The sequence below is a fragment of the Pseudomonas sp. genome, from assembly GCF_032058845.1.
Lineage (GTDB): Bacteria > Pseudomonadota > Gammaproteobacteria > Pseudomonadales > Pseudomonadaceae > Aquipseudomonas.
The window spans coordinates 1-23,923 of record NZ_DAMCCR010000067.1; the positions used below are offsets into that span (position 1 = coordinate 1).

The following is a 23,923-nucleotide window of genomic DNA, read 5'->3' on the forward strand; positions in this document are numbered from 1 at the left end:
GCGGCCCATGCTGGCTGGCGCGGCCTCGCCGCTGGCGTGTTGGAGGCCACGCTCGACACCTTGGCTGTACCCGCCGAAGACGTGCTGGTCTGGCTGGGCCCGGCCATCGGCCCGCAGGCCTTCGAGGTCGGGCTGGAGGTGCGCGAGGCCTTCACCGCTCAGCACCCAGATGCACACGCTGCCTTCGTGCCGGGCGCGCAGCCGGGCAAGTTGCTGGCCGACATCTACGCCTTGGCGCGCATCCGCCTCGCCAGTCGTGGTGTGCGGGCGATTTACGGCGGCGGTCTGTGCACCGTGTCCGACCCGCGTTTCTTCTCCTATCGCCGTACGCCGCAAGGTGGCCGTTTCGCGTCCCTGGTCTGGCTCCAGCCACGCTGATCTGCATCAACCCCGCTACGCTTGAATCTTCCAGAATCAACCTCATCTATTGGTTATCTCTGGCAGGTTTCTCCATCAGGTGTGTCCATCGCTCCGGCCTGCCCTTATTCAGGAAGGTATCTCCATGCGCATAGACCGTTTGACCAGCAAGCTGCAACTCGCGTTATCCGACGCCCAATCCCTGGCCGTTGGCATGGATCAGCCCGCGATTGAACCGCTGCACCTGTTGCAGGCGCTGATCGATCAGCAGGGCGGATCGATCAGGCCACTGCTGATGCAGGTCGGTTTCGACGTCAACGCGCTGCGCCAAGCCCTGGTCGCAGCCCTCGATCAATTGCCGAAAATCCAGAACCCCACCGGTGACGTGAACATGTCGCAAGACCTGGCACGCCTGCTCAATCAGGCGGATCGGCTTGCGCAACAGCGCGGTGACCAGTTCATTTCCAGCGAGCTGGTGCTGCTCGCCGGCATGGATGAAAACAGCAAGCTGGGCAAGCTGCTGCTCAGCCAGGGCGTGAGCAAGAAGGCCTTGGAAAACGCCATCAACAACCTGCGTGGTGGCGCCGCCGTGAACGACGCCAACGCCGAAGAATCCCGCCAGGCGCTCGACAAGTACACCGTCGACCTGACCAAGCGCGCCGAGGAAGGCAAGCTCGACCCGGTCATCGGTCGGGACGACGAGATCCGCCGCACCATTCAGGTGCTGCAGCGTCGGACCAAGAACAACCCGGTGCTGATCGGTGAGCCCGGCGTCGGCAAGACGGCAATCGCCGAGGGCCTGGCCCAGCGTATCATCAATGGCGAAGTGCCCGATGGTCTCAAAGGCAAGCGCCTGCTGGCGCTGGACATGGGTGCGCTGATCGCCGGTGCCAAGTACCGCGGCGAGTTCGAAGAGCGGCTCAAGGGCCTGCTCAATGAGCTGTCCAAACAGGAAGGCCAGATCATCCTGTTCATCGACGAACTGCACACCATGGTCGGCGCGGGCAAGGGCGAGGGCGCCATGGATGCGGGCAACATGCTCAAGCCGGCGCTGGCGCGTGGCGAACTGCACTGTGTGGGCGCCACCACCTTGAACGAGTACCGCCAGTTCATCGAGAAGGATGCGGCCCTGGAGCGGCGCTTCCAGAAGGTGTTGGTCGAGGAACCCAGCGAAGAAGACACCATCGCCATCCTGCGCGGCTTGAAAGAGCGCTACGAAGTGCACCACAAGGTCGCTATCACCGATGGCGCGATCATCGCCGCGGCCAAGCTCAGCCACCGTTACATCACCGACCGCCAGTTGCCGGACAAGGCCATCGACCTGATCGACGAAGCCGCCAGCCGGATTCGCATGGAGATCGACTCCAAGCCCGAGGTGCTCGATCGTCTCGATCGGCGCTTGATCCAGCTCAAGGTCGAGTCTCAGGCCTTGAAGAAAGAGCAGGACGAGCCGGCCAAGAAGCGCCTGGAAAAACTCACCGAAGAAATCGAACGGCTCGAGCGCGAATATTCCGATCTGGAAGAAATCTGGGCCTCGGAGAAAGCCGAGGTGCAGGGCTCCGCGCAGATTCAGCAAAAGATCGAACAGGCCCGGCAAGAGCTGGAGGCGGCGCGCCGCAAAGGTGACCTCAGCCGCATGGCGGAATTGCAGTATGGGGTGATCCCCGATCTTGAACGCAGCCTGCAGATGGTCGATCAGCATGGCAAGACCGAGAATCAGCTGCTGCGCAACAAGGTCACCGAAGAGGAAATCGCCGAAGTGGTCTCCAAGTGGACCGGTATTCCCGTGTCCAAGATGCTCGAAGGCGAGCGCGACAAGCTGTTGAAGATGGAAGGGCTGTTGCACCAACGGGTGATCGGCCAGGAGGAGGCGGTAATCGCCGTGGCCAACGCCGTGCGCCGTTCGCGCGCCGGGTTGTCCGACCCGAACCGTCCTAGTGGCTCGTTCATGTTCCTTGGCCCAACGGGGGTCGGTAAGACCGAGCTGTGCAAGGCCTTGGCCGAATTCCTCTTCGACACTGATGAGGCCATGGTGCGCATCGACATGTCCGAGTTCATGGAAAAGCATTCCGTGGCACGCTTGATCGGTGCACCGCCAGGTTATGTCGGCTACGAGGAGGGCGGTTACCTGACCGAGGCCGTGCGTCGCAAGCCGTATTCGGTCGTGCTGCTCGACGAGGTGGAAAAAGCCCATCCCGACGTGTTCAACGTGCTGCTGCAAGTGCTCGAAGACGGTCGTCTGACCGACAGCCACGGGCGCACCGTGGACTTCCGTAATACGGTGATCGTGATGACCTCCAACCTGGGCTCGGCGCAGATCCAGGAACTGGTCGGCGACCGCGATGCTCAGCGCGCGGCAGTGATGGACGCCGTGGGCGCGCATTTCCGTCCCGAGTTCATCAACCGGATCGACGAGGTGGTGGTGTTCGAACCCCTCAGGCGCGAGCAGATTGCCGGAATCACCGAGATTCAGCTGGGCCGGCTGCGCAGTCGTCTGGCCGAGCGCGACCTGTCGTTGGAGCTGGAGCCGGAAGCGGTCGACAAGCTGATCGCGGTGGGTTACGACCCAGTCTATGGCGCGCGGCCCTTGAAGCGGGCGATTCAGCGCTGGATCGAGAACCCCCTGGCGCAGTTGATTCTGTCGGGTACGTTCATGCCGGGCACCACGATCACAGGTAAAGCGGACGGAGAGGGCATTCGCTTCGACTGATCATCGATGAGTGTGAGGTCCAAGCCCGGTGCGGAGTGTCATCTGCACCGGGCTTTTTTGTCCACAGGGGTGTCACTGAGCCCAGCCTTGGGGGCACGGCAGGCGTCTGGAATCCCGGTTTTCGGGGGTCGCCGATAACATGTTGAGAAAATTGAAATTTCTGCTTGCAATGGGCAAAAGCTCACCCTAATATACGCCGCGTTGTCAGGCACTAAGCAGATCAGCAGCGGTATCGTCGGTCTGAAAACAATTTGCAAATCAGTCACTTGAAAGCAAATTGGGGCTTGACAAGCAAAACGAAGGATGTAGAATAGCGCACCATCAGAGGCAGTAACGCGAAAGCGGACGCCGATGAGTTTGAAGCTTACTCAGTCTTCGAAGTTGTTAAGTTGTTAAGTTGTAAGGTTTTACGGAAAATTTGTACGAAGTTCAGTTCCGCGATAGCTCAGTCGGTAGAGCAAATGACTGTTAATCATTGGGTCCCTGGTTCGAGTCCAGGTCGCGGAGCCAATCTTTCCTCGGGGTGTAGCGCAGTCCGGTAGCGCGCCTGCTTTGGGAGCAGGATGTCAGGAGTTCGAATCCCCTCACCCCGACCATTTTCCGGGTCGTTAGCTCAGTTGGTAGAGCAGTTGGCTTTTAACCAATTGGTCGTAGGTTCGAATCCTACACGACCCACCATAGTAAGAAGGGCATCTCGACTGAGATGCCCTTTTTCTTTTGTCTGGATTTCAGGTTTTCAGGCAATTGCCTGGCCAATGTAACTATCCAGATGGCCTGGCAAGTTAGCGAGAGGCCTTCTACGGCCCCTCGCTATCGATCATCAGTGCAACTTCAAGCGCGGTTCGGTGCCGCGGCCAATCTTGCTGCCCAGCATCAGCATCAGCGTCTTGAACGTGCCATAAAGCGCCATCTGGTGCATTCGGTACAGCGACACGTAGAACATGCGCGCCAGCCACCCTTCGAGCATCACGCTGCCGGTCAGGTTGCCCATCAGGTTGCCCACGGCCGAGAAGCTCGACAGCGAAACCAGCGAGCCGTAGTCGCGGTATGTGTAGGTTGGCAGTGCCTTGTTTTCCAAGCGCGCCTTGATGCTTTTTTCCAGCATCGACGCCTGTTGGTGGGCGGCTTGAGCACGCGGCGGGACGTTGCGGTCGCTGTTGGGCTGTGGGCAGGCGGCGCAGTCACCGAAGGCGAAGATGTTGTCGTCCAGGGTGGTTTGCAGGGTAGGGCGCACCACCAGCTGATTGATGCGGTTGGTTTCCAACCCATCGATGTCCTTGAGGAAGGCAGGCGCGCGGATGCCGGCAGCCCAGACCTTGAGGCTGGCCTGAATCACATCGCCGCCTGCCGTTTTCAGGCTGTCTTCAGTCACTTCGCTGACCGATGCGTTGGTCATGACCTTCACGCCCAGCTTTTCCAGTGTCTTGTGCACGGGAACGCTGATGCGTTCCGGCAAGGCAGGCAGCACGCGCGGCCCGGCTTCGATCAGGGTGATGTGCATGTCCTGTGGCTGGATGCGGTCCAGGCCGTAGGCCGCCAGTTCCTGAGCCGCGTGGTGCAGCTCGGCCGCCAGCTCCACGCCCGTAGCGCCTGCGCCAACGATGGCCACACTGATTTTTTCGCTGGCCACGTCGCCGGCGTGGGCGCGCAAGTAGTGATTGAGCAACTGCTGATGAAAGCGCTCGGCCTGTTTGCGCGTGTCGAGGAACAGGCAGTGCTGCGCCGCGCCCAGTGTGCCGAAGTCATTGGTATTGCTGCCTACGGCAATGACCAGGGTGTCGTAACCCAAGGTGCGGGCCGGCAAGAGCTCCCTGCTGTCTTCGTCCAGGGTAGCTGCGAGCTGGATCATCTTGCTGTCGCGATCCAGGCCGCTCATGCGCCCGAGCTGGAAATTGAAGTGGTTCCACTTGGCCTGGGCAACGTAGTTCAGCTCGTCTTCGGAGGAATTGAGCGAGCCAGCGGCTACTTCATGCAGCAACGGTTTCCAGATGTGGGTAAGGTTGGCGTCGACCAGGGTAACGGTGGCCTGCTTGCGCTTACCCAGGCTTTTGCCCAGGCGGGTCGCCAGTTCCAGGCCGCCAGCGCCGCCGCCAACGATCACAATGCGATGAGTCATGAGGACATCTCGTAAGGTTGAAAAATTCGTGGCCGCAGGGGCCGGCGTCTGTTTCAGGCGAGGGGAGGGCGAGCGCGAGGCAGCTCATAGCACCGGCTCACTCGACAGACGGCTGATCACACCCGAGGCAGCCGTCAGCGCGACCATCAGGATCAGGAGCGACCAGGGCCGCAACGGCCTGTGCTCGACATGATGCTGGGGCGCTTGCAGGTACTCATCGACGCGACACTGATCGTGAGGATTCAGGCGGCTGTTCATGAGGGGCCTCGGATAGACGCATAGGACTGCACAAACGCCACAGCGTTCTCGCAGTGGCCGAATGATAATGCCTTTCAACCGCGACGTGGAAATCTATCCAGTGCCGGCCTGCGCTCAGAGGCTGATGCCCACATCGAAAACGATGCTGCGCCCCAGGTTGCTGCGCAGGAAATCCGGTGCTTGCGGGTGGGCGAACAGCACGCGGGCGAAGGTCGGCCCCACCAGCGACAGCGAGCGCCAGCCTTGGCGCAAGTACTCGGTGGGCGGCGGGAAATGGCTGTTGAGGTCGAGCACTTCGCGCTTCAGGCTGGCGAAGGCGATGATATCGAGCTCACCCAGGTCCAGGCCGCGCTCGACATAGTTGTGCGCTTTTTTGCGCAGCGTTGGCGCCAGGCGTGCCAGTAGTTCCTGTGCACTGATGCGCCGCGGCCGTGCTTCGCGGCGCACCAGTTGCGCCAGGGAAAAAGCGCTGCGACGACGCTGCAGTTCCTCGCGCCACTCATCGTTCAGACGGCGCCCCTCATCGAGTACGAAGAACACTTCGAAGGCGGCGTCGTGGAACAGCACGTCGGGCGGTTCCTGACCGGCCGGTGTGAAGTCTTCGTTACGGTAGGCGATGTTCAGCCCTTGCAGCAGGCGCTGGCAGACCCAACGCTCACGCTCCCATTTGCGGGCATTGGAAAGAAAGGCATTGGCCTGCTCGGCCTGGATGGTCAACAGGCGCAGGTAGTCTGAGTCGTCCATGCAGACAGCTTAGTCGCTATCGATGACGGTAAGATGCTGTTTACCCGTGAAAAAAGTACGCCCTGCCAACACAGGGCGTGGCGGCTCAGTGGCGGGATTCCAGCTCACCGGAATACAGCTCGTCTTCGGACTCGGGTGCGGCGGGGATCTTGTGCTCTTCAGCGGCCCAGGCGCCCAGGTCGATCAGTTTGCAGCGATCGGAGCAGAACGGGCGGAAGGCGTTGGCAGCCTTCCATTCCACGGGGGCGCCGCAGGTGGGGCAGTCTACGGTCAGTGGTTGGCTCATGGCCGACCTCCTTTGAATGTCAGATAGAGATGATGCAGGCGATCGATCTGTTCATGCAGCGACGCCAGGTCGCGGTCATTGACCACGACATCGTCGGCGTGGCGCAGGCGTTCCTCTCGGCTCAGCTGCGCCTTGAGAATCGCCTCGACCTGCGCGACGTCGGTGCCATCGCGCTGCAAGGTGCGCTGCATCTGCAAGGCATGCGGGGCATCGATCACCAGAATGCGTTGGGTCTTGGTGTACTGGCCGGACTCGATCAGCAGGGGGGACACATACACGGCATAGGGCGACTGGGCGGTCGCCAGGTTGCTGAAGATCTCCTGGCCGATCAGCGGGTGCAGCAGCGCTTCGAGCCAGCGCCGTTGCTCAGGGTCAGCGAAGATGACCTGGCGCAGGGCGGCGCGATCGAGTTGGCCGTCTGCCAGCAGCACGCCCGGGCCGAAGCGCTCGACGATGCTCGCCAGTGCCGGGCGCCCCGGCTCGACCACCCAGCGTGCGGCCTGATCAGCATCGACCAGGTGTACGCCCAGCGCGACGAAGCGGTCAGCGGCGGCACTCTTGCCGCTGCCGATGCCGCCGGTGAGGCCGAGAATCCAGGGGGAATGTGCTGCGGTGGTCATCAGAACCCGGTCATGTGCAGGTAGGAAGTGTGTATTTCATCACTCCACAGCAGCATGATCCACCCCGCGATGGCCAAACAGGGCCCAAAAGGCATTTCACCCCCCAGGCGCGCCTTGCGCCGGGCCAACAGCCACAGGCCTGCCAAGGCACCGCCGATCGAGGCCAACAGCAAGGTAAACGGCACGATCTGCACGCCGCCCCAGGCGCCCATCATCGCCAGCAACTTGAAATCACCGTAGCCCATGCCGTCCTTGCCGGTGATGAGCTTGAACAGCCAGAACAGGGTCCACAGGCTCAGGTAGCCTGCGGCCACGCCCAGCACTGCCTGGGTCAGATCAACACGCACGGCGGCTGTATTGATCAGCAGGCCCAGCCAGAGCATCGGCAGCACCACCACATCCGGTAACAGCCTGTGCTGCAGGTCGATCACGCTGAGCGCGATCAGGCCCCAGGTCAATACAAGCAGTGCCAGTGCCTCGAATCCCGGCCCACAACGCCAGGCGACGACGGCCGACAGCGCGCCACTGAGCCCTTCCACCAGCGGGTAGCGTACGCTGATCGACTCGCTGCAGGCGCTGCAGCGGCCACGCAGAAACAGATAACTCAGCACAGGCACGTTTTCCCACACGCGCAGAGCGTGGTGACAGCGTGGGCAGCTTGATCCCGGCAACGCCAGATTGAACCGCGCATGCCGCTCCACGGGTAAGCCGAGCACCGTTTGCGCCTCAGCACGCCACTGGCGCTTGAGCATGATCGGCAAACGGTAGCTCACGACATTGATGAAGCTGCCGATCAGCAATCCAAATAGCCCCGCGAAGATCGTGAAGCCTGTCGGCTGTTCCAGCAGCAGCGTCCAGATCGACATGTCAGAACAGGCTCCCCAGCTGGAAGATCGGCAGGTACATCGCCACCACCAGGCCGCCGACCAGCACGCCGAGAATCAGCACCACCGCCGGTTCCAGCAGTGTGGTCAGTTGGTCCAGGGATTGAGTGACCTTGGCTTCGTAATGGCTGGCAGCGTTTTCCAGCATCAGGTCCAGTGTGCCGCTGCTTTCACCGATGGCGATCATCTGCACCAGCATCGGCGGAAACACCCGCTCCATCGCCATCGCCTGATTCAGGCCCAGCCCGTTGCCCATGCCCCGGCGCAGGCGCAGCACCGCGTGTTCGTGCAGCTCACTGCCAGTGACCTTCGCCACGCTGTCCAACGCATCCAGCAGCGCCACCCCTGCGCCATACGCCGTGCCCAGACTACGGCTGAAACGCGCCAGTGCCGCTTCACCGAGTAGCGTGCCCAGCACCGGCAGCGCCAGCGTCCGCCGTTGCATCCATTGCCGCGCCAGTGCGTGGCGTCGATACAGCACCCGAGCCGCCAATGCACTCAGCACGACGAGCATCAACACGCCTGCCGCGTGGTCGGCAAACCCCGTGGACACATCGATGACCCACTGGGTAAAGGGCGGCAATGCCTTGTCGAAACTGGCAAACAGCCTCTGGAAGCGAGGCACGACCTCCAGCAGCAACAAGGCCGCTACACCCAGCCCGGTCAGTAGCAGCAGCAGGGGATACATCAGCGCTTTGCGCACCTTGCGCCGCAGCGCCTGCCGGCGTTCGAGCATGCCCGCCAGTTGCGCCAGCTGGCGCTCCAGGGTGCCGGAGTGCTCCCCGACGCGCACGAGGTTGCAGTAGAGCTCATCGAACCAGCGCGGGTGCTGCTGCAAGGCGTCGGCCAGGGAAAGACCGGCCGAGACCTGCTGTTTCAATCGCTCCAGCAGCGTTGCCAGGCCGGCATCTGCCCCTGCTCGGCCCATCACCTCGAAGCTTTGCAGCAGCGGGATACCGGCAGTGAGCAAGGTCGCGAGCTGACGGCTGAACCCCGCAGGGTCGGTGGTCTCCAGAACGGGCAGCCGCCAGCGCATCCCCCCGGCAGGCCGCACCCGCGCCACGCGGATGCCTTGAGATTCCAGCCGGGCCCGCACGAACAGCGGGCTGCGCGCCGAGAGCTGGCCACTGACGGCCATGCCGTGATGATCGATGCCTTCCCAGGCAAAGTGACGCAGGGATCGAGTCATGGAAAATCCTTTTCCATACGAGTGGGCGGAAGGGCAGAGCGCTCCAGGTAAACTCCCGCAACAGCTTCACACTGCACGTGGCGAGAGGCTCACTAGAGTAGTGCAGCGGACATGAAGTCCTTCCCCGTGAGCGTGACAAAACGTGACTGGCCTGCCGGCGTTCACCCCCCCCGGCACCAGCCGTGCACGTGTTGCGGACCTACCCGACCACAAGGAGCTCCCCATGCAGCAGCAACGCGGCATCACCCTGATCGAACTGATGATCGTGGTCGCGATCATCGGCATCCTGGCCACCATTGCCATCCCCAGCTACACCAGCCACCAGGCCCGCTCGAAGGCCGCAGCGGCGCTGCTGGAAATCTCGGCCCTGAAAACGCCGATGGACCTGCGCCTGACCGATGGCAAAGACGTCGCCGATGTCACGGCCCTGGGCGGCCAGGCAGCCACGGCGCACTGCGCCATCACCGCAACCGGCAACGCCGCGGCCGCGACCGGCACGCTGCAATGCACCCTCGCCCAGGCCCCCTCCAGCATCATCGGCAAGACGGTTACGCTGAACCGCACGGCGGCGGGGTGGGGGTGCGCCACGACGATCGAGGAGGACCTGGCACCCACAGGCTGCACGGTCGCCGGCGGTTCGAGTAATTAATGAGTTGAAACAGAGGTTTGCGTAACCCTCACGGCAGTGGTACGTTGCGCAACACGCCGGTGTAGCTCAGTCGGTAGAGCAGCGCACTCGTAACGCGAAGGTCGCAGGTTCGATTCCTGTCTCCGCACCAGAATCAGTGGACCTATGGCGATTTTCTCGCTACCTGGTACCCCTAGAAGCCCGCCTTGTGCGGGCTTTTTCGTCTCCGCTTTTTCTTTCACGGAGCTGCATGCTTTTGACTTTATGGTTCGCAGCTTTCCACTTAGGGTTGCACGGGTTTTTAGATAACGGTTAGCTGCTGATCAGTTTTTTGCCAGTGTTTACGGGGTAAAAATCGAAATTTTTCTAGATAACGATTCTACCGTTTAGAGATGATTTCGAGACGCCCCAGTTTTCTCACCACGACCTGCAGCTACAGAACCCATTCTTCGACTCGCCGCTGGTTGACGTTCTGGCAGAGCTCGCATTTCTGCGCAGGTTGAGGCTGGAAGTGTGCTGAATCCCCTCCGCGCTTGCGAAAGCAGACCTGCCCGGATAGATTCTCCCAGTCGCCGAAGCATCGGCGATGCGACCTTGGCCGGTCGGAATCGAGAGGCGCAGCAGCGCCCAATCGTCATCGCAGGCGCTTTTTTTGTGCCTGTGATGTCGTGTTATGGCGGTGGTGCGCGGGACACCTTCGGGTGTGCCGGGCTCCTTTCGTCCCGGTCGGCCAACCCGCGTACTGCTGCCACCTCAACTTGCTTGGCCGCGAGCGGTGGCAGTTCCACGACGAAAGGAACTCATGCATGACCACCCCGAATCTGTTGAAGAAGTTCGCATCCGCTCTCCGCCGCCGCCCAGCGCCGGCTCCCACCACCCACCGTTTTTATCCCATTTGCGACCTGGCTAATACTGCTCCAGCGCCAAGGGGGATGCCTCATGACTGATCAAGCATCCTTGTCCATGGTGCAAAGCTATATCTGGACGCTCGAACTGTTAGGCGAAGCCCTGATCCAGCACGATGAAACGTTGGAGTGCGGGGAGGATCCTCACCCAAGCCTGCGCAAAACTGCAGGTATCCATCAGGCGATCAGGATCATCAGTCGATTGGCAGGTGAAGCCTGCGCAAAGATGATCAATCCTGACAGTGAGTCGACCTGATCTGTCTGCAAGCCCGGTGTTAGAGCTGTCGCCAGCGCAGAGCTGGCGCAGCTGAGGATTTCAGGAGTTTAATCACCTAGGCGCAAGTCCTGCGCCAAAGCATCCGCCTCCAACCCTCACCGCACCTTGAACATCGCCACCTTCTCCGCCAACCGCTCCGCCAACCCCGTCAGTTCCTGACTCGCCGACGCCACCTGCAACGACCCGTTCGCCGACTCCACCGTCGACCCATGAATCCGATTCAGATTCTGCGCCACCTCTTCAGTCACCGCGCTCTGCTGCACCGCCGCGCTGGCGATCTGCGTGTTCATTTCATTCAGCGCGCCCACTTCCTGACTAATCCGCGCCAGCGCCTGCTGCGCGTTGCGTGTCTGGCCCACGGTCGATTCAGCCAGCTCACAGCTGCTGCGCATGGTGCTGCTGGCGGCGGCGGTGCCGTTTTGCAGGCTGCTGATCATCTCGCGGATTTCTTCGGTCGACTGCTGGGTACGATTGGCCAGCGAGCGCACTTCGTCAGCGACTACCGCGAAGCCGCGACCATGCTCGCCGGCGCGGGCGGCTTCGATGGCAGCATTGAGCGCCAGCAGGTTGGTCTGCGAGGCAATCGAGTTGATCACGTCGATCACGGTCTCGATGCGCTCGCCCTGGCGGGAGACCTGCTCGACGGTTTCGGTGGTTTCTACCAGGGCCGCAGCCAGTTGTTCGATGGCCGAGGTGCTGTCGGCCACCAGGCGGTTGCCTTGCTCGACTTCCTGGTCGGCCTGGCGCGTCGCCTGCGCGGCTTGCGCGGCGTAGCCGGACACTTCGTTGACCGTGGCCGACATCTGCGCGATGGCCGTGGCCACCTGCTGGGTCTCGTGGGTTTGCAGGCCGATGTGTTCGTTGTTGGCGCTGGAGGTTTCGGACAGGTGCGTGGAGGACTGATTGACCGCCTGGGCGGCGAGGCGCACCTGGGCGATGGTGTCGGCCAGGCGATCCTGCGCGGTCTTGAGCACGCCCATCACGCTGCCGGGGTAGCGCGTGGCGATGTTCTGGCACAGATCGCCTGCGGCCAGACGCTCGATGGCCTGGCCGACCTCGGTGGGCTCTGCGCCGAGCGTCGAGCGCACGAAGCGCATGATCACCGTGGCCAGCAGAATACTCAGCAGCAGGGCCACGCCGGTGGCCGCGAGCATCAGCCCGCGGAACTGGCTGGCGGTGGCCTGTACGTCGTTCAGTTGCTGCTTGATCGAGGCTTCTTCGTGGTCGATCAGCGCGTTCACTCGCTTGAGCCACTCGCTGTAGTCGCCGGACGTTTCGCGCAGCAGCAGCGCCTGGGCACCTGCGATATCGCCAGCGCGGCGCAGGTCGAGCACGGCCTTGGAGGAGGCGAGGGTGCGGGTTTCGATCTCCTTGATGCCTTGCAGCAGTTGCTGCTCGTTGGCGGATACGCCGCGATCGGCGAACAACTGGTCCATGGGCCCGGCGGAGTCGATGTAGGCCTGTTGCAGATCGGTCATTTCCTTCAGATGCCGCGCCAAGTCCGCATCGTTATTCACCAGCACGGCATCGCGGATGGCGATGGCGCGGTTGTGCACGCTACCGCGGAAGTTGATGGCATAGCGCTGAATCTTGGCGGCGTTTTCGCTGACGTGTTCAAGGGTGGAATCGATGAATCCCACGCGCTGAATGCCAACGGCGGTGACCAGAACGAGCAAGGACACGATGGCGGCGAAGCCCAGGCCTATGCGGGTGGCGAGAGGGAGGGATCTGTTCATGAGTGGTGAACCTGTGAGGCGAGGGGGGTGCCGGACCAAGTACTGGCTCAAAGCCAGATAATGGCAAAGCGATATTATGTAGTGACCCCTCAGAACACTAATTGATCCTTGGCATTTGCATCGATAGGGCGAGGCTATTACAAGCGCGCACTGCAAACAGCGTTACAGGGCCTCAGGCCTGGTGGAGCAGAAGGCGTCAGATGGGCGCCCGCCCGCGCTGGGTGCAACACCTGGCCCCGAAAGTCTTACCCAACCCATGATTATGCTTGCGGCGTATACCGGGACGGATCGAGCGCGCCGATCGGCCTTGCCTGCAGCCGCGTCTGCCATCGATGCCTCACGCAGCGCCCCCGCGTTGTACGTTCAAACGCGTAAGTGGACAATGCAGCGTGTCAGCTTCCTGCAACCGCTAGCCCACGCCTGTTTCATCGAACCTCTTTCTCAGGAAATGGAATTTCCATGCCTCGCATCATGATCATCGGCCAACCCGGCGCCGGTAAATCCACCCTCGCTCGACAACTGGGCCAGGTCACCGGCATCCCGGTCATTCACATCGACAAGATTCACTGGCAGCCCAATTGGCAGGAGCGCAGCCCGGAGGAAAAGACGCGCCTCTGCCTGGCAGCCGAGGCGCAAGAGCACTGGATTTTCGAAGGTGGCCACTCCGCCACCTGGGCCAACCGCGTCGCTCGCGCCGACCTGCTGATCTGGCTCGACCGCGGCCCCGCGCTGCGCTTCTGGCGGGCGTTGACGAGAACGCTCAAGGGGCGTGGTCATACCCGGCCGGACTTGCCGGAGAACTGTCCCGAGCGCCTGAGCAACCTGCCCGAATTCTTCCGTTTCATGTGGACCACGCGACACTCGGCAAGGAGCAAGATGCAGCAGCTTGCCGCGAACGCGCCAGACCAGTGTCGTGTGGTGTACCTGCGTTCTGATCGCGACGTCGAAGCCTTTCTGACGGCCAGTGACTGGCAAGTGACAGGTCAACAATAGGCGCCTTGCGCAGCCCACTTTTGAACGAACATCACCTGCGACCTTATCAGTGCGAATGGCGCTCGCCCACGAACGTCAATGAGGTCGACAGGCTGCGTTCGGTCACGCCCTGTTCGCGGGTCGAGGGCACTCTGGCCTGTGCGGCGATGACATTCAGACCGGCGTTGCGAATGATCACGTTCGCCCGCCCGCGGGCATCGGTCCTGACGCTGCTGGCGTCCGCCAGGGCGCGATAATCATCGAACAGGGCAATATCGGGCGCAGGCTTGCCGTCGATGGTCACTTCAACAGGCAGCGGCTTACCGACACCTACCGTCGTCGGGTCTCGCAGAGGGCGAATCAGCATTGCCATCCTCAGGTCAGTGGGGGAGACGGGCATGCGCTTGCAAAATGGCCAGGCTGTATTTGTAGCTATGGCTGGCGCTGGTTGCGCCCGCCACCTGGGTCATCGAGGCGTTGACCGATTTGCCATCGGGCCCTTTGCTCCAGATACCGTTGTCCATGGCAACGCTGACCACCGCCGGTGTCGCCAGCGGCACCAGGCGGACATGGTCTTGGCGCCGCTCAACCGTGGTGGGTATCGAGTGGCCGTCAGGTGCATAGGCCCACACCTCCTTGATCCTCTCCGGCGCGTAGGCCTCGTCTTCTGCGCCATGGCCATACACCACTACAAGGTCGCCCCGGCGTGTCTCGGTCCAGATCCCGTGGGCCAACGCCGAGCCTGTGCTCATAACGCCGAGTGCGATAGCCAGTAAGCGGGGGATTTTCATGATTGTGTTCCGATGCCGTGGGTGGAACCTCCCTCCGGGAGGCAGTCAGATCTCTGGCCCAACCTCTCAAGGGCGGGATGCCAAAGCTCGTTGATGGAGTATTGTTATAGTATAACGTAGTGATGTTAAAGTGTTATTAGCTAACATCATTGAGGTACACCGCGTCATGTACAGGTTCACACAACGCCTTCAGCCGAGTTTTTTCAAACGCGCCGCACTCACTGGCCTCGTTTCCTGGGCATCGGTGGCAGCCGCAGAGACCGGCGCGAAACAGGTCGAGCTGGAAACGATCGAGGTTGCAGGTGAAGGGCGCGGTGCCGGGCCCGGCAAACCGCTGGTACGCAGCAAGGTCAGTACGGATGCCGAAAGCTTGCCGGCGGCGGTGTCCACGCTGACTCAGGAAGACATCCAGACGCTGAACGTCGACCGAGACATTTCCAACATCTATCGTCGTGTGCCTGGGGTCGTGGCCAACAACATCGATCAGGGCGATACCGGTAATGGCTTTCGCATGCGCGGCTTCACCACCAATGGCACGCACGGTGCCGATGTGGCGGTGACCGTCGACGGCGTACCGCAGAACATTCCGTCGAGTCAGGGCGGTGCAGGGCATGGCCCGGTGTTTCTAGAGTGGCTGACGCCGCAGATGATCAAGCGGGTCGACGTCATCAAAGGGCCCGTCTCAGCGCTGTCCGGTGATCAGAACCGTGCAGGTTCGGTAAACATCGAAACACTCGACGGTGGTGATGTGGCCTCGAGCATCGGCGTGGACATCGCCAGTTTCGATGGCGTGCGTGGGAACCTGGTGCTTGGCGGTGAGCATGAGGGCTTCGAATCGTTGTTCATCGCCGATACCTACCAGACCCACGGCTATCGCAAAGCCGCGGAAACCAATCGAGACAACTATTTCTGGAAGCTTTCCAGGGTGATTGGGGACGCCCGGTATTCGGCACGATTCAGCCACTACGAAGCGGACTTCAAGAACGACGGCTACTTGAACCTGCCTGCACTCAAGGCGGGCACCATCAGCCGGCGTGATACGGATAACCTGTATGGCTTCGGCACTGCGAACCGCAACACCTATGTGTTCAATCGCACGCCTGCAGAAGGTGAAGAGGGCCTTTCATACACCGCTTATTTTGAAGACTTCAAGCGTGTGCGAGGCATCGCCAACGGCGCCAGGACCCACAACTATGGCAAGGATGATCGCGATATCTATGGCGGCCGCGTTGCCTACAACTTCGTCTATCAGGACTCGGCCGCGCTGTTGATCGGGGCCGACGCCCGCCGCGACAAGGGCGATGCCTTCCGCCAGCAATACCGCAACCTCCAGCCCACGCAAAACTACTACTTCGACTTCGACCAGGACCTGATCACCTACGGCGTATTTGCACAGGGGCAGTACAAGCCAGTGGACTCGTTGAAACTGCTGGCCGGCATTCGCTACGACCGTTTCGATTACGACATCAAGAACCTCAAGTTCCGCAATGCCGATACCGGCTACAACAGTTCCGTCACGACACCCAAGTTCGGGGTGGTATGGACGCCCACCGAGCAGTTCGAGGTGTTTGCCAATGCGGCCCAGGGCTTCCGCTCGCCAGCGGCCGAGTACATCAGCTCCGGCAGCAGTGCGGCACTGCCGCCCAGCGAAACCGGGGGGCGGATCAACGGCAGCGTACGGCCCAGCAAGGTGACCTCCTATGATGTGGGCTTTACCGCACGCCCAAGCGATCGACTGTCCAGCACCACCGAGTTCTATTACATCCTGAACGACAGCGAGACCTTGCAGACCTCACCCGGCGTCTTCGAGCAAGCCAGCGACACCACGCGCAAAGGGGTGGAAACCAGTTTCAACTACCAGCTCACCTCCACCCTCAGCACCTACGCCAGCTACGGCAGAATTCTCGAGGCGTCGATCAACAATCCTGCACCGGGCGTGGGTGACCGCTTGCCAGTGCCCGAGCACACCTACAAGGCGGGCGTGCAGCACCGCGATGCGTTCATGGGTGGCCAACTGACCCTCAATGCCGATGCTTACCACCTGGCCGGTATCCCTTACTACGTGGGCAGTACGCGCAAGGAAATGCCGGTCTATACCCGCTATGACCTGCGCGCTTCTTACGACTATGACCAGTACCAGTTCAGCCTGTACGGCACCTTTCAGCCCCATCGCTACGGCACCGAGGTCGCCTATGGCACCAGCGCCGGGTTGGTGATCGTTCCGCAGCCGTCCACCACCCTGGGGGCATCGGCCCGATACTTCTTCTGAACATGGCGCCGCTGGCCTGCAGCCCTTGCGTACAGGCAACACCCTTCTGATCGGTGATTGCGATGGCGCAGCGCAGCAGGCCTCTGGGTGGTTCGCGTGCGATGCCAGCCCCCCTCCGGCCGCCCCGGTAATGCGACCCGGATGCGGTGTTATCGTCGTGCTCCAAGCCTGGAAGCTTGGCACGGGTCGTGATGTCCTTTCACAGCACCGATCCCAATTCCGACTGAACTATTCCTACAAATCCACTCGTCCGAACCACCCCCACCCTCGTTCGAACCTATCCCCATCAGCCTCCATCCAAATGATTCACTGTTCAGGTTTGGAGAGCGTCATGTCTGTTCATGTCATCAAGGTTCACGGTAGCGATGTCCCCGAAGCACTGCGCGAGTCAGGGGTTACTCAGGCGTTCTGCGTCGAGGACGACAGCGGTCAGCGGGTGTATTCGGACAACGATCTGGAAGTCACGCGCCTGGCGGTGTCGTTGGCGGAGCAGGAGGAGAAAGCCCAGCAGGGCTGAAGGCGGAACGTCGGGGCGCGCTAGGCGCCCAGCAGTTTTCTGACGTGTTGCTCCAACCGTTCCACCGCGAACGGTTTGGTCAGTACCCCCATGCCGCTGGGGAGCTGGCCGTCGCCCATGGCGGCGGCTTCGGCGTAGCCGGTGATGAACAAGGTTTTCAGGCCAGGGCGCAACTCGCGACCTGCGTCGGCCATTTGCCGCCCATTCATGCCGCCCGGCAACCCGACATCGGTGATCAGCAAATCAAAGTGCATGTCCGAGCGCAGCAGGCGCAGGCCGGATGCCCCGTCGCTCGCCTGTAGCACGGTGTAGCCGAGTTCGCTGAGCACGTCGGTCAGCAGCATGCGCAGGGTGGGCTCGTCATCGACCAGCAGCACCGTTTCGCTACGCGTGGACGACTGCCCGGCCAGCGTGCGCTCAGTGGCGGCGGGGGTGAAACGCTCGACACGGTCGCGTGGCAGGTAGATCCAGACGCGGGTGCCGTTGTCCACCTCTGACCACAAGCGCACCTGGCCACCCGATTGCTGGGCGAACCCATAGATCATCGACAAGCCCAGCCCGGTGCCTCGGCCGACAGGCTTGGTCGTGAAAAACGGTTCGAACACGTGGGCGATGATCTCCGGCGGCATGCCGGTGCCTGAGTCGGCCACGCTGAGCGAGAGGTAGTCGCCGGGCGCCAGCTGCAGGCTGCGGGCAGCGTCGGCGTCGAGCACGTGGTTATCGGTGCGCAGGGTGATGGTGCCGCCGTCGGGCATGGCGTCACGGGCATTGATGCACAGATTGAGCAGCGCGTTTTCCAGTTGCCCGGCGTCGACGAACGCAGGCCACAGCGCCTGATCGCACTGCACCTTGATCTCGATGCCAGGGCCGACGGTGCGCTGGATCAGTTCCACCATGCCGTGCATCAGGCCATTGACCGAAACCTGTTGAGGCTCCAGGGTCTGCCGGCGCGAGAAGGCCAGCAGCCGGTGGGTGAGGGCAGCAGCGCGGCGAGAAGAGTTCTGTGCGGCGACGATGTACTTGTCCAGGCCCTTGAAGCGGCCTTGGCCAATGCGTTTTTCCATCAACTCCAGGGCGCCGGAAATACCGGCCACCAGATTGTTGAAGTCGTGAGCCAGGCCACCGGTCAGTTGGCCGACCGCCTCCATTTTCTGCGACTGGCGAAGTTGCTCCTCGGCCAGCATGAGTTTGGCGGTGCGTTCGGCGACCTGCTGTTCGAGGGTTTCATTCAGGCGCAACAGCTGGGCTTCGGTTTCCCGCTGCGCCTGTTCGATGTCGAGCAACACAGTGCAGGTGCGTTTGAGTTGCTCTTCGCGTTCACGCAGGGACTCTTCGGCGATGGTGCGTTCGAGCAGGTCAGCCGCTTGGCGGGCGACGATGTCGAGTAGACGCAGATCGCGGGAGGTGGGCTGGTGCGGCATGCTCCAGTGCGTGGAAATCATGCCCAGCAGCTTGCCAGCGCGTGAGCGCAGCGGCGTGGTCTGTGCCGAGCGGATGCCGGCGCGGCGGAAGGCCTGCAGGTCGTCGCTGCCAGCAATGGCAGGCCACTGCTCGAAGTCGGGAATGACCGCGCGTTCGCCCAGCTTCAACGCCAGGGTGCAGTTGCTGTGCGCCGACGGGCTGACCCACGCCCAGAAGCCTGCGGTTTCCGGAGTGAAGCCGCGTGAGCACAACAGTTTCAGCTTGCCCCCCTGACCGGACGGATCGTCTGGCGGGCAGAGCAACTGCATGGTGCCGTACTGGGCGCCGGTGATGGTGATCACGGCATCGACGATCTTGCCGTAGAGCGCGTGGCTGTCGTGTTCGCCGATCAACGTGGTGCTGATGGCGTGCAGCAGATCCAGATCGGAAAAATCTTTCGCGGGCCCGGCGCCGAGAGGACTTGCCGCTGCCTTGAGCAGGCCGAGTGAGCCGAAGGGAACAACCGACATGATGGACGCATCCAGCCAGTCAAAAAGGGAAGGGTCTTATCCTAGCAGCAGCGTTTACATCGGAGTATGTCCCGTTGGCATCATGCTCATGCCAGGATGACAAACGGACGCTCGCCAGTGCTGCACAGGTTCGAAGGCATTGACCCTGCGCACCCATGAGGTGTTCCCGGTGGTTGCCTGAACCGTCGATGTGCAAGCGCTCGTCGTCACGTTCATCCTTACACGCTGGCGCAGATCGAACCGCTATCTGGCCGTGAGCCCACTTCATTGCCGAAGCCGCCAGTGAGAGGTGCACACCCGTGGCCGTGCTGCGTAAGCCTGCGCAAAACCTGCAGAAAGTCGACAGCGCTGACCAGCAGGTTGGGAAGCACCCACTGTGCAGCGGGGTAGAGCATCAGCGCACCGGGTAAATGAACGAGGATTGATCTCGTTCATCTTTAATCCTTCTTTAATCACTGTATTCTTCACTCCCTGCAGTCATGGCCTGTGGCCACAGACGTACGTAGAGCTGGATCGAGCGGGGTCATCGTTGAACCGATTTCCCAGGCTTGGGTCCTAACGCCTCAGACGCTGCACGCTGTCATTCTCCTTCGAAGGAACCGGCAATGAACGAACACACCTCCACCTTGAACCGAGAGCGGCGCTTTCTGGTTTTGCTTGGAGTCATCTGCCTGTCGCTGATCGGCGGCGCGCTGTACATGCAAGTGGTGCTGGGCGAGGCGCCTTGCCCGTTGTGCATCCTGCAACGTTACGCCTTGCTGTTCATCGCCGTGTTCGCCTTCCTCGGTGCGGCCATGCCGGGGCGTCGTAGCCTGACGGTGATGGAAGCCCTGGTCGTCTTGAGCGCGGTGGGTGGGATCGTGGCGGCCGGTAACCACGTCTATATACTGGCAAACCCCATGGTCAGCTGCGGCATCGACACCCTGCAGCCGATCGTCGACGACCTGCCCCTGGCCAAGCTCTGGCCGCTGGCATTTCAGGTCGACGGCTTCTGCAGCACGCCGTACCCACCCATCCTCGGCCTGTCCCTCGCGCAATGGGCGCTGGCAGCCTTCGTGCTGACGGCGATCCTGGTGCCGCTTGGCATTGCGCGCAATCGCCGCAGGGGGTAGACAAAATGCCGCAGTGGTTGCACCCCCTTGGCAGCCACTGCGCCATCACCGCTTCTCCTGCAAAGCCCCCCTCTGATCTGCTCAAACCCACGCAGATCAAGGCCTGCGGGTCGCCCGCTCAGGGTGCGACAAACTGTCGCAAAGTTGATTGTTGGCGGTCTATTGTTACCATTCGTGTAATAGACTGTTGCTCAATAAGTCATAGTCACCGTCTGGCTAGCTAACTACAATCGCCCCCAATTTCCGTTCGGCAACTGCTTGCGAGTCGCAGAATAGAAGGAAGCCTCAGCGCTCCTTTTTGCTGACTTCGTCAAGTTTCGCCCAGCGGCGATTCCGGGCGGATACCCCTCCGCGTTTTCGCGCACCAAATGGACTTGGTCTGAAGCACAGGCCGTTTGCCTATACTACCCAAGCACCGTTGAACACGTTCCTCGCCAAATCCTGCAGTCGGATCATTGGCCGGCGCGTATTCGAGCTGATAAATGCTCACGTTTGGCAGGACGAAACGTTGGCTACCAAAACACAATTGCATTGAAGCAAGCTGATCTAGAGGTCGTGAGATGAGTAAAAAGCGTTACCCCAGACTGTTTGGCATATTGCCCGTTTTAGGCATGCTTTTACTCAGTGGGTGCAACTGGACCCTGCTCGACCCGAAGGGCCAGGTCGGCATTGAGCAAAAGAACCTGATCCTGATCGCGACCGGCCTGATGCTGCTTGTGGTAGTGCCGGTCATCATCATGACGCTGGCCTTTGCCTGGAAGTACCGTGCTTCCAACAAGTCCGCGACCTACACGCCTGACTGGTCGCACTCGACCAAGATCGAGGCAGCGGTGTGGATCATCCCGATCCTGATCATCATCGCCCTGGGTTACGTCACCTACCTCTCCACGCACCGCCTGGATCCTTACCGTCCGCTAGACTCTGACGTCAAGCCGGTGAAGATCGACGTCATCGCAATGGACTGGAAATGGCTGTTCATCTATCCCGAGCAAGGGATTGCCACGGTGAACAAGATCAACTTCCCGGCCAACACGCCAATCAACTTCCGCGTGACCTCCGACGCTGTGATGAACTCGTTCTTCATCCCCGGCCTTGGCGGGCAGATCTACGCGATGGCGGGCATGACCACCAAGCTGCATCTGATCGCCAACGAGGAAGGTGTCTTCGACGGTATCAGCGCGAACTACAGCGGTGCCGGCTTCACCGGCATGAAGTTCAAGGCTACCGCCACGTCCCAGGCTGACTTCGATGCATGGGTCGCCGAAGTGAAGCGGTCGCCGTTGAAACTGGACAAGGCAACCTACGACGCCTTGGCCAAACCTAGCGAAAACAACCCAGTTGTGCTGTACAGCGAGGCCGCGCCTGAGCAGTTCCAGGTCATCGTCGACAAGTACGCAGGTATGAAGCGCGGTCCGAGCCACGAGCAGGAAGGTAGCAAGGATCTGGCGACAACCCAGGGTGTTGAGTCGAGTAAGCAATCAGCTGCCGGGGCAGAGGAGTAAGAGATGTTCGGTAAATTAAGTCTGGAGGCGATTCCCTATCACGAGCCGATAGTCATGGTGACACTTGCCATGATCGCGCTTGGTGGTATCGCAGTCGTCGGCCTGATCACGTACTTCCGCAAGTGGACGTACCTGTGGTCCGAATGGCTGACCACGGTCGACCACAAGAAAATCGGCGTGATGTACATCATCGTTGCCATGGTCATGCTGCTGCGTGGCTTTGCCGACGCCGTCATGATGCGTACACAGCTGGCGGTCGCGACCGGCGGCTCCGAAGGCTATCTGCCGCCTGAGCACTATGACCAGATCTTCACCGCGCACGGTGTGATCATGATCATCTTCATGGCGATGCCGTTCTTCACCGGCCTGATGAACCTCGCGGTTCCTCTGCAGATCGGTGCACGTGACGTGGCCTTCCCGTTCCTCAACTCCCTGAGCTTCTACCTGCTGCTGGCAGGCGTGATCCTGGTCAACGTCTCGCTGGGTGTTGGTGAATTCGCCAAGACCGGCTGGGTGGCCTATCCGCCGCTTGCGGGTATCCAGTACAGCCCTGGGGTGGGTGTCGACTACTACATCTGGGCGCTACAGCTATCAGGTCTGGGTACGACACTGACCGGCGTGAACTTCCTCGTCACCGTGATGAAGATGCGCGCGCCTGGCATGAAACTGATGGACATGCCGATCTTCACCTGGACCTGCACCTGGGCCAACGTACTGATCGTCGCTTCCTTCCCGATCCTGACTGCTGCACTCGCTCTGCTGACCGTTGACCGTTATCTGGACTTCCATATCTTCACCAACGAGCTTGGTGGGAACCCGATGATGTACGTCAACCTGTTCTGGGCGTGGGGTCACCCTGAGGTCTACATTCTGATTCTGCCGGCCTTCGGCGTGTTCTCGGAAGTCACCTCGACGTTCTCTGGCAAGCGCCTGTTCGGCCACCACGCGATGATCTATGCGTCGGGTGCCATTGCGGTACTGGGCTTTGCGGTCTGGCTGCACCACTTCTTCACCATGGGGGCGGGCGCGAGCGTCAACACCTTCTTTGGTCTGGCGACGATGCTGATCTCCATTCCGACGGGTGTGAAGCTGTTCAACTGGCTGTTCACCATGTATCAGGGCCGTGTTCGCTTCACGCCGCCGATGCTGTGGACCCTGGGCTTCATGGTCACCTTCTCCATCGGTGGCATGACCGGCGTCCTGCTGGCTGTTCCAGGTGCCGACTTCGTACTGCACAACAGCCTGTTCGTGATCGCTCACTTCCACAACGTGATCATCGGTGGTGCGGTCTTCGGCTACATCGCAGGCTTCGCGTTCTGGTTCCCGAAAGCGTTCGGCTTCACCCTGAACGAGAAGTGGGGCAAGGCAGCGTTCTGGTTCTGGCTCACCGGCTTCTATGTCGCCTTCATGCCGCTGTACGCGCTGGGCTTCATGGGCATGACCCGTCGTCTGAACCACTCCGACAACCCGCTGTGGGAACCCTACCTGTACGTCGCCGTCGTGGGTGCCGTGCTGATCCTGTTCGGTATCGCCTGCCAGCTGATCCAGCTGTTCGTGTCGATCCGCGACCGCAAGGACAACATGGACGTCACTGGCGACCCATGGGGCGGCCGTACCCTGGAATGGTCCACTTCGTCGCCACCACCGTTCTACAACTTCGCCCACATGCCTGAGAAAGTCGGTCTCGACGCTTGGCACGAAGCCAAGGAAGCCGGTGTTGCCTACAAGGTTCCAGCCAAGTACGACGCCATTCACATGCCGAGCAACACCTCTACGGGTCTGTTCATGGGTATGTTCCTGACCGTCTTCGGCTTTGCCTTCATCTGGCATATCTGGTGGCTGGTCGGTGTGAGCCTGGTTGCGACCATCGCGGTCTTCGTTCGCCACGCTGCGCGTGATGACCAGGGCTTCATGGTGCCGGCTGAAGAAGTGGCGCGCATCGAAGGTGAACGCCAACGGGCCTTGCAGCTCGCCGGTATGCCTACCGGTGGTGCACGTGTCGAAACGTTTGAACGGGTGTAATCAATGTCCAGTCAAGTAATGCACGGTGACGCTCATGGTCATGACCATGGGCACGACGATCACCACCACGACTCGGGCCAGATGACCGTACTGGGCT

Annotated in this window: 19 protein-coding genes, 4 tRNA genes and 2 pseudogenes; 15 read left to right on the forward strand and 10 right to left on the reverse strand. The window is 61.3% G+C overall.

The features are described 5' to 3' along the window. From RT028_RS13635 to RT028_RS13655, 5 genes are all read left to right on the forward strand, one after another. Nucleotides 1-378: laccase domain-containing protein (locus tag RT028_RS13635; protein WP_312935598.1), on the forward strand; the 378-nt coding region annotated here is incomplete at its 5' end. 124 nt (nucleotides 379-502) lie between these two features. Then, nucleotides 503-3,067 (forward strand): ATP-dependent chaperone ClpB, encoded by a 2,565-nt coding sequence (gene clpB / locus RT028_RS13640; protein WP_312935600.1) that lies wholly within the window; start codon nucleotides 503-505, stop codon nucleotides 3,065-3,067. Between the two features lie 434 nt (nucleotides 3,068-3,501). Further along, nucleotides 3,502-3,577: transfer RNA gene (locus tag RT028_RS13645), tRNA-Asn, on the forward strand. 9 nt (nucleotides 3,578-3,586) lie between these two features. Further along, a tRNA-Pro gene (locus RT028_RS13650) sits at nucleotides 3,587-3,663 on the forward strand. A gap of 6 nt (nucleotides 3,664-3,669) precedes the next feature. Further along, nucleotides 3,670-3,745: transfer RNA gene (locus tag RT028_RS13655), tRNA-Lys, on the forward strand. A 142-nt stretch (nucleotides 3,746-3,887) separates the two neighbouring features. Here RT028_RS13655 and RT028_RS13660 read toward each other — a convergent pair. From RT028_RS13660 to RT028_RS13690, 7 genes are all read right to left on the reverse strand, one after another. Next, entirely contained in the window at nucleotides 3,888-5,183 is a 1,296-nt protein-coding gene (locus RT028_RS13660) for an NAD(P)/FAD-dependent oxidoreductase (RefSeq protein WP_312935601.1), read from the reverse strand. An 84-nt stretch (nucleotides 5,184-5,267) separates the two neighbouring features. Beyond that, nucleotides 5,268-5,441 (reverse strand): DUF3094 family protein, encoded by a 174-nt coding sequence (locus RT028_RS13665; protein WP_312935603.1) that lies wholly within the window; start codon nucleotides 5,439-5,441, stop codon nucleotides 5,268-5,270. Between the two features lie 114 nt (nucleotides 5,442-5,555). Further along, on the reverse strand, nucleotides 5,556-6,185 hold the full coding sequence (locus RT028_RS13670; protein WP_312935604.1) for a DUF1780 domain-containing protein: 630 nt from the start codon (nucleotides 6,183-6,185) through the stop codon (nucleotides 5,556-5,558). 85 nt (nucleotides 6,186-6,270) lie between these two features. Continuing rightward, the gene (gene yacG / locus RT028_RS13675; protein ID WP_312935605.1) at nucleotides 6,271-6,471 is read right to left on the reverse strand and encodes a DNA gyrase inhibitor YacG; all 201 of its coding nucleotides are present in this window, start codon (nucleotides 6,469-6,471) and stop codon (nucleotides 6,271-6,273) included. Then, entirely contained in the window at nucleotides 6,468-7,091 is a 624-nt protein-coding gene (coaE, locus tag RT028_RS13680) for a dephospho-CoA kinase (protein WP_312935606.1), read from the reverse strand. Before coaE ends, yacG begins: the two co-directional genes overlap by 4 nt. After that, on the reverse strand, nucleotides 7,091-7,957 hold the full coding sequence (locus tag RT028_RS13685; protein ID WP_312935607.1) for an A24 family peptidase: 867 nt from the start codon (nucleotides 7,955-7,957) through the stop codon (nucleotides 7,091-7,093). The genes coaE and RT028_RS13685 overlap by 1 nt, the downstream gene beginning before the upstream one ends. A 1-nt stretch (nucleotide 7,958) precedes the next feature. After that, complete coding sequence (locus RT028_RS13690; RefSeq protein ID WP_312935608.1) at nucleotides 7,959-9,164, reverse strand: type II secretion system F family protein; 1,206 nt, start codon at nucleotides 9,162-9,164, stop codon at nucleotides 7,959-7,961. Nucleotides 9,165-9,387: 223 nt separating this feature from the next. Between RT028_RS13690 and RT028_RS13695 the strand changes: the two genes are divergently transcribed. The 3 genes from RT028_RS13695 (at nucleotide 9,388) to RT028_RS13710 (ending at nucleotide 10,953) form a co-directional block, all read left to right on the forward strand. Then, nucleotides 9,388-9,813 (forward strand): pilin, encoded by a 426-nt coding sequence (locus RT028_RS13695; protein WP_312935610.1) that lies wholly within the window; start codon nucleotides 9,388-9,390, stop codon nucleotides 9,811-9,813. 55 nt (nucleotides 9,814-9,868) lie between these two features. Further along, nucleotides 9,869-9,943: transfer RNA gene (locus RT028_RS13700), tRNA-Thr, on the forward strand. A gap of 788 nt (nucleotides 9,944-10,731) precedes the next feature. Next, complete coding sequence (locus RT028_RS13710; protein ID WP_312935611.1) at nucleotides 10,732-10,953, forward strand: hypothetical protein; 222 nt, start codon at nucleotides 10,732-10,734, stop codon at nucleotides 10,951-10,953. 116 nt (nucleotides 10,954-11,069) lie between these two features. Here the strand turns inward: RT028_RS13710 and RT028_RS13715 are convergent, their stop codons facing one another. Next, complete coding sequence (locus RT028_RS13715; protein WP_312935613.1) at nucleotides 11,070-12,710, reverse strand: methyl-accepting chemotaxis protein; 1,641 nt, start codon at nucleotides 12,708-12,710, stop codon at nucleotides 11,070-11,072. A 459-nt stretch (nucleotides 12,711-13,169) separates the two neighbouring features. On the opposite strand from RT028_RS13715, the gene RT028_RS13720 reads away from it, so the two are divergent. Continuing rightward, on the forward strand, nucleotides 13,170-13,703 hold the full coding sequence (locus RT028_RS13720) for an AAA family ATPase (protein WP_312935614.1): 534 nt from the start codon (nucleotides 13,170-13,172) through the stop codon (nucleotides 13,701-13,703). A gap of 46 nt (nucleotides 13,704-13,749) precedes the next feature. Here RT028_RS13720 and RT028_RS20360 read toward each other — a convergent pair. Next, nucleotides 13,750-14,473, reverse strand: a pseudogene (locus RT028_RS20360) (DUF4198 domain-containing protein). A gap of 166 nt (nucleotides 14,474-14,639) precedes the next feature. On the opposite strand from RT028_RS20360, the gene RT028_RS13735 reads away from it, so the two are divergent. Together RT028_RS13735 and RT028_RS13740 are read left to right on the forward strand one after the other, a co-directional pair. Then, nucleotides 14,640-16,742 (forward strand): TonB-dependent receptor domain-containing protein, encoded by a 2,103-nt coding sequence (locus tag RT028_RS13735; protein ID WP_312935620.1) that lies wholly within the window; start codon nucleotides 14,640-14,642, stop codon nucleotides 16,740-16,742. Between the two features lie 331 nt (nucleotides 16,743-17,073). Further along, nucleotides 17,074-17,259, forward strand: a complete 186-nt coding sequence (locus RT028_RS13740; protein WP_312935621.1) for a hypothetical protein — start codon at nucleotides 17,074-17,076, stop codon at nucleotides 17,257-17,259. A gap of 20 nt (nucleotides 17,260-17,279) precedes the next feature. Here the strand turns inward: RT028_RS13740 and RT028_RS13745 are convergent, their stop codons facing one another. After that, nucleotides 17,280-19,190, reverse strand: a complete 1,911-nt coding sequence (locus RT028_RS13745; RefSeq protein ID WP_312935622.1) for an ATP-binding protein — start codon at nucleotides 19,188-19,190, stop codon at nucleotides 17,280-17,282. 605 nt (nucleotides 19,191-19,795) lie between these two features. Here RT028_RS13745 and RT028_RS13750 point away from each other — a divergent pair. The 4 genes and pseudogenes from RT028_RS13750 to RT028_RS13765 form a co-directional block, all read left to right on the forward strand. Further along, nucleotides 19,796-20,302, forward strand: a complete 507-nt coding sequence (locus tag RT028_RS13750; RefSeq protein WP_312935624.1) for a disulfide bond formation protein B — start codon at nucleotides 19,796-19,798, stop codon at nucleotides 20,300-20,302. 560 nt (nucleotides 20,303-20,862) lie between these two features. After that, nucleotides 20,863-21,804, forward strand: a complete 942-nt coding sequence (cyoA, locus tag RT028_RS13755; RefSeq protein ID WP_312935626.1) for a ubiquinol oxidase subunit II — start codon at nucleotides 20,863-20,865, stop codon at nucleotides 21,802-21,804. A 3-nt stretch (nucleotides 21,805-21,807) separates the two neighbouring features. Continuing rightward, nucleotides 21,808-23,826, forward strand: coding sequence for a cytochrome o ubiquinol oxidase subunit I (gene cyoB / locus RT028_RS13760; protein ID WP_312935628.1), 2,019 nt, complete (start codon nucleotides 21,808-21,810; stop codon nucleotides 23,824-23,826). Between the two features lie 3 nt (nucleotides 23,827-23,829). Continuing rightward, a pseudogene (locus RT028_RS13765) lies at nucleotides 23,830-23,923 on the forward strand (cytochrome o ubiquinol oxidase subunit III); the annotation flags it as partial.

Coding starts and splice junctions, on each gene's coding strand:
- clpB (WP_312935600.1), top strand. CDS start 503: ATGCGCATAGACCGTTTGACCAGCAAGCTGCAACTCGCGTTATCCGAC.
- RT028_RS13660 (WP_312935601.1), bottom strand. CDS start 5,183: ATGACTCATCGCATTGTGATCGTTGGCGGCGGCGCTGGCGGCCTGGAA.
- RT028_RS13665 (WP_312935603.1), bottom strand. CDS start 5,441: ATGAACAGCCGCCTGAATCCTCACGATCAGTGTCGCGTCGATGAGTAC.
- RT028_RS13670 (WP_312935604.1), bottom strand. CDS start 6,185: ATGGACGACTCAGACTACCTGCGCCTGTTGACCATCCAGGCCGAGCAG.
- yacG (WP_312935605.1), bottom strand. CDS start 6,471: ATGAGCCAACCACTGACCGTAGACTGCCCCACCTGCGGCGCCCCCGTG.
- coaE (WP_312935606.1), bottom strand. CDS start 7,091: ATGACCACCGCAGCACATTCCCCCTGGATTCTCGGCCTCACCGGCGGC.
- RT028_RS13685 (WP_312935607.1), bottom strand. CDS start 7,957: ATGTCGATCTGGACGCTGCTGCTGGAACAGCCGACAGGCTTCACGATC.
- RT028_RS13690 (WP_312935608.1), bottom strand. CDS start 9,164: ATGACTCGATCCCTGCGTCACTTTGCCTGGGAAGGCATCGATCATCAC.
- RT028_RS13695 (WP_312935610.1), top strand. CDS start 9,388: ATGCAGCAGCAACGCGGCATCACCCTGATCGAACTGATGATCGTGGTC.
- RT028_RS13710 (WP_312935611.1), top strand. CDS start 10,732: ATGACTGATCAAGCATCCTTGTCCATGGTGCAAAGCTATATCTGGACG.
- RT028_RS13715 (WP_312935613.1), bottom strand. CDS start 12,710: ATGAACAGATCCCTCCCTCTCGCCACCCGCATAGGCCTGGGCTTCGCC.
- RT028_RS13720 (WP_312935614.1), top strand. CDS start 13,170: ATGCCTCGCATCATGATCATCGGCCAACCCGGCGCCGGTAAATCCACC.
- RT028_RS13735 (WP_312935620.1), top strand. CDS start 14,640: ATGTACAGGTTCACACAACGCCTTCAGCCGAGTTTTTTCAAACGCGCC.
- RT028_RS13740 (WP_312935621.1), top strand. CDS start 17,074: ATGTCTGTTCATGTCATCAAGGTTCACGGTAGCGATGTCCCCGAAGCA.
- RT028_RS13745 (WP_312935622.1), bottom strand. CDS start 19,190: ATGTCGGTTGTTCCCTTCGGCTCACTCGGCCTGCTCAAGGCAGCGGCA.
- RT028_RS13750 (WP_312935624.1), top strand. CDS start 19,796: ATGAACGAACACACCTCCACCTTGAACCGAGAGCGGCGCTTTCTGGTT.
- cyoA (WP_312935626.1), top strand. CDS start 20,863: ATGAGTAAAAAGCGTTACCCCAGACTGTTTGGCATATTGCCCGTTTTA.
- cyoB (WP_312935628.1), top strand. CDS start 21,808: ATGTTCGGTAAATTAAGTCTGGAGGCGATTCCCTATCACGAGCCGATA.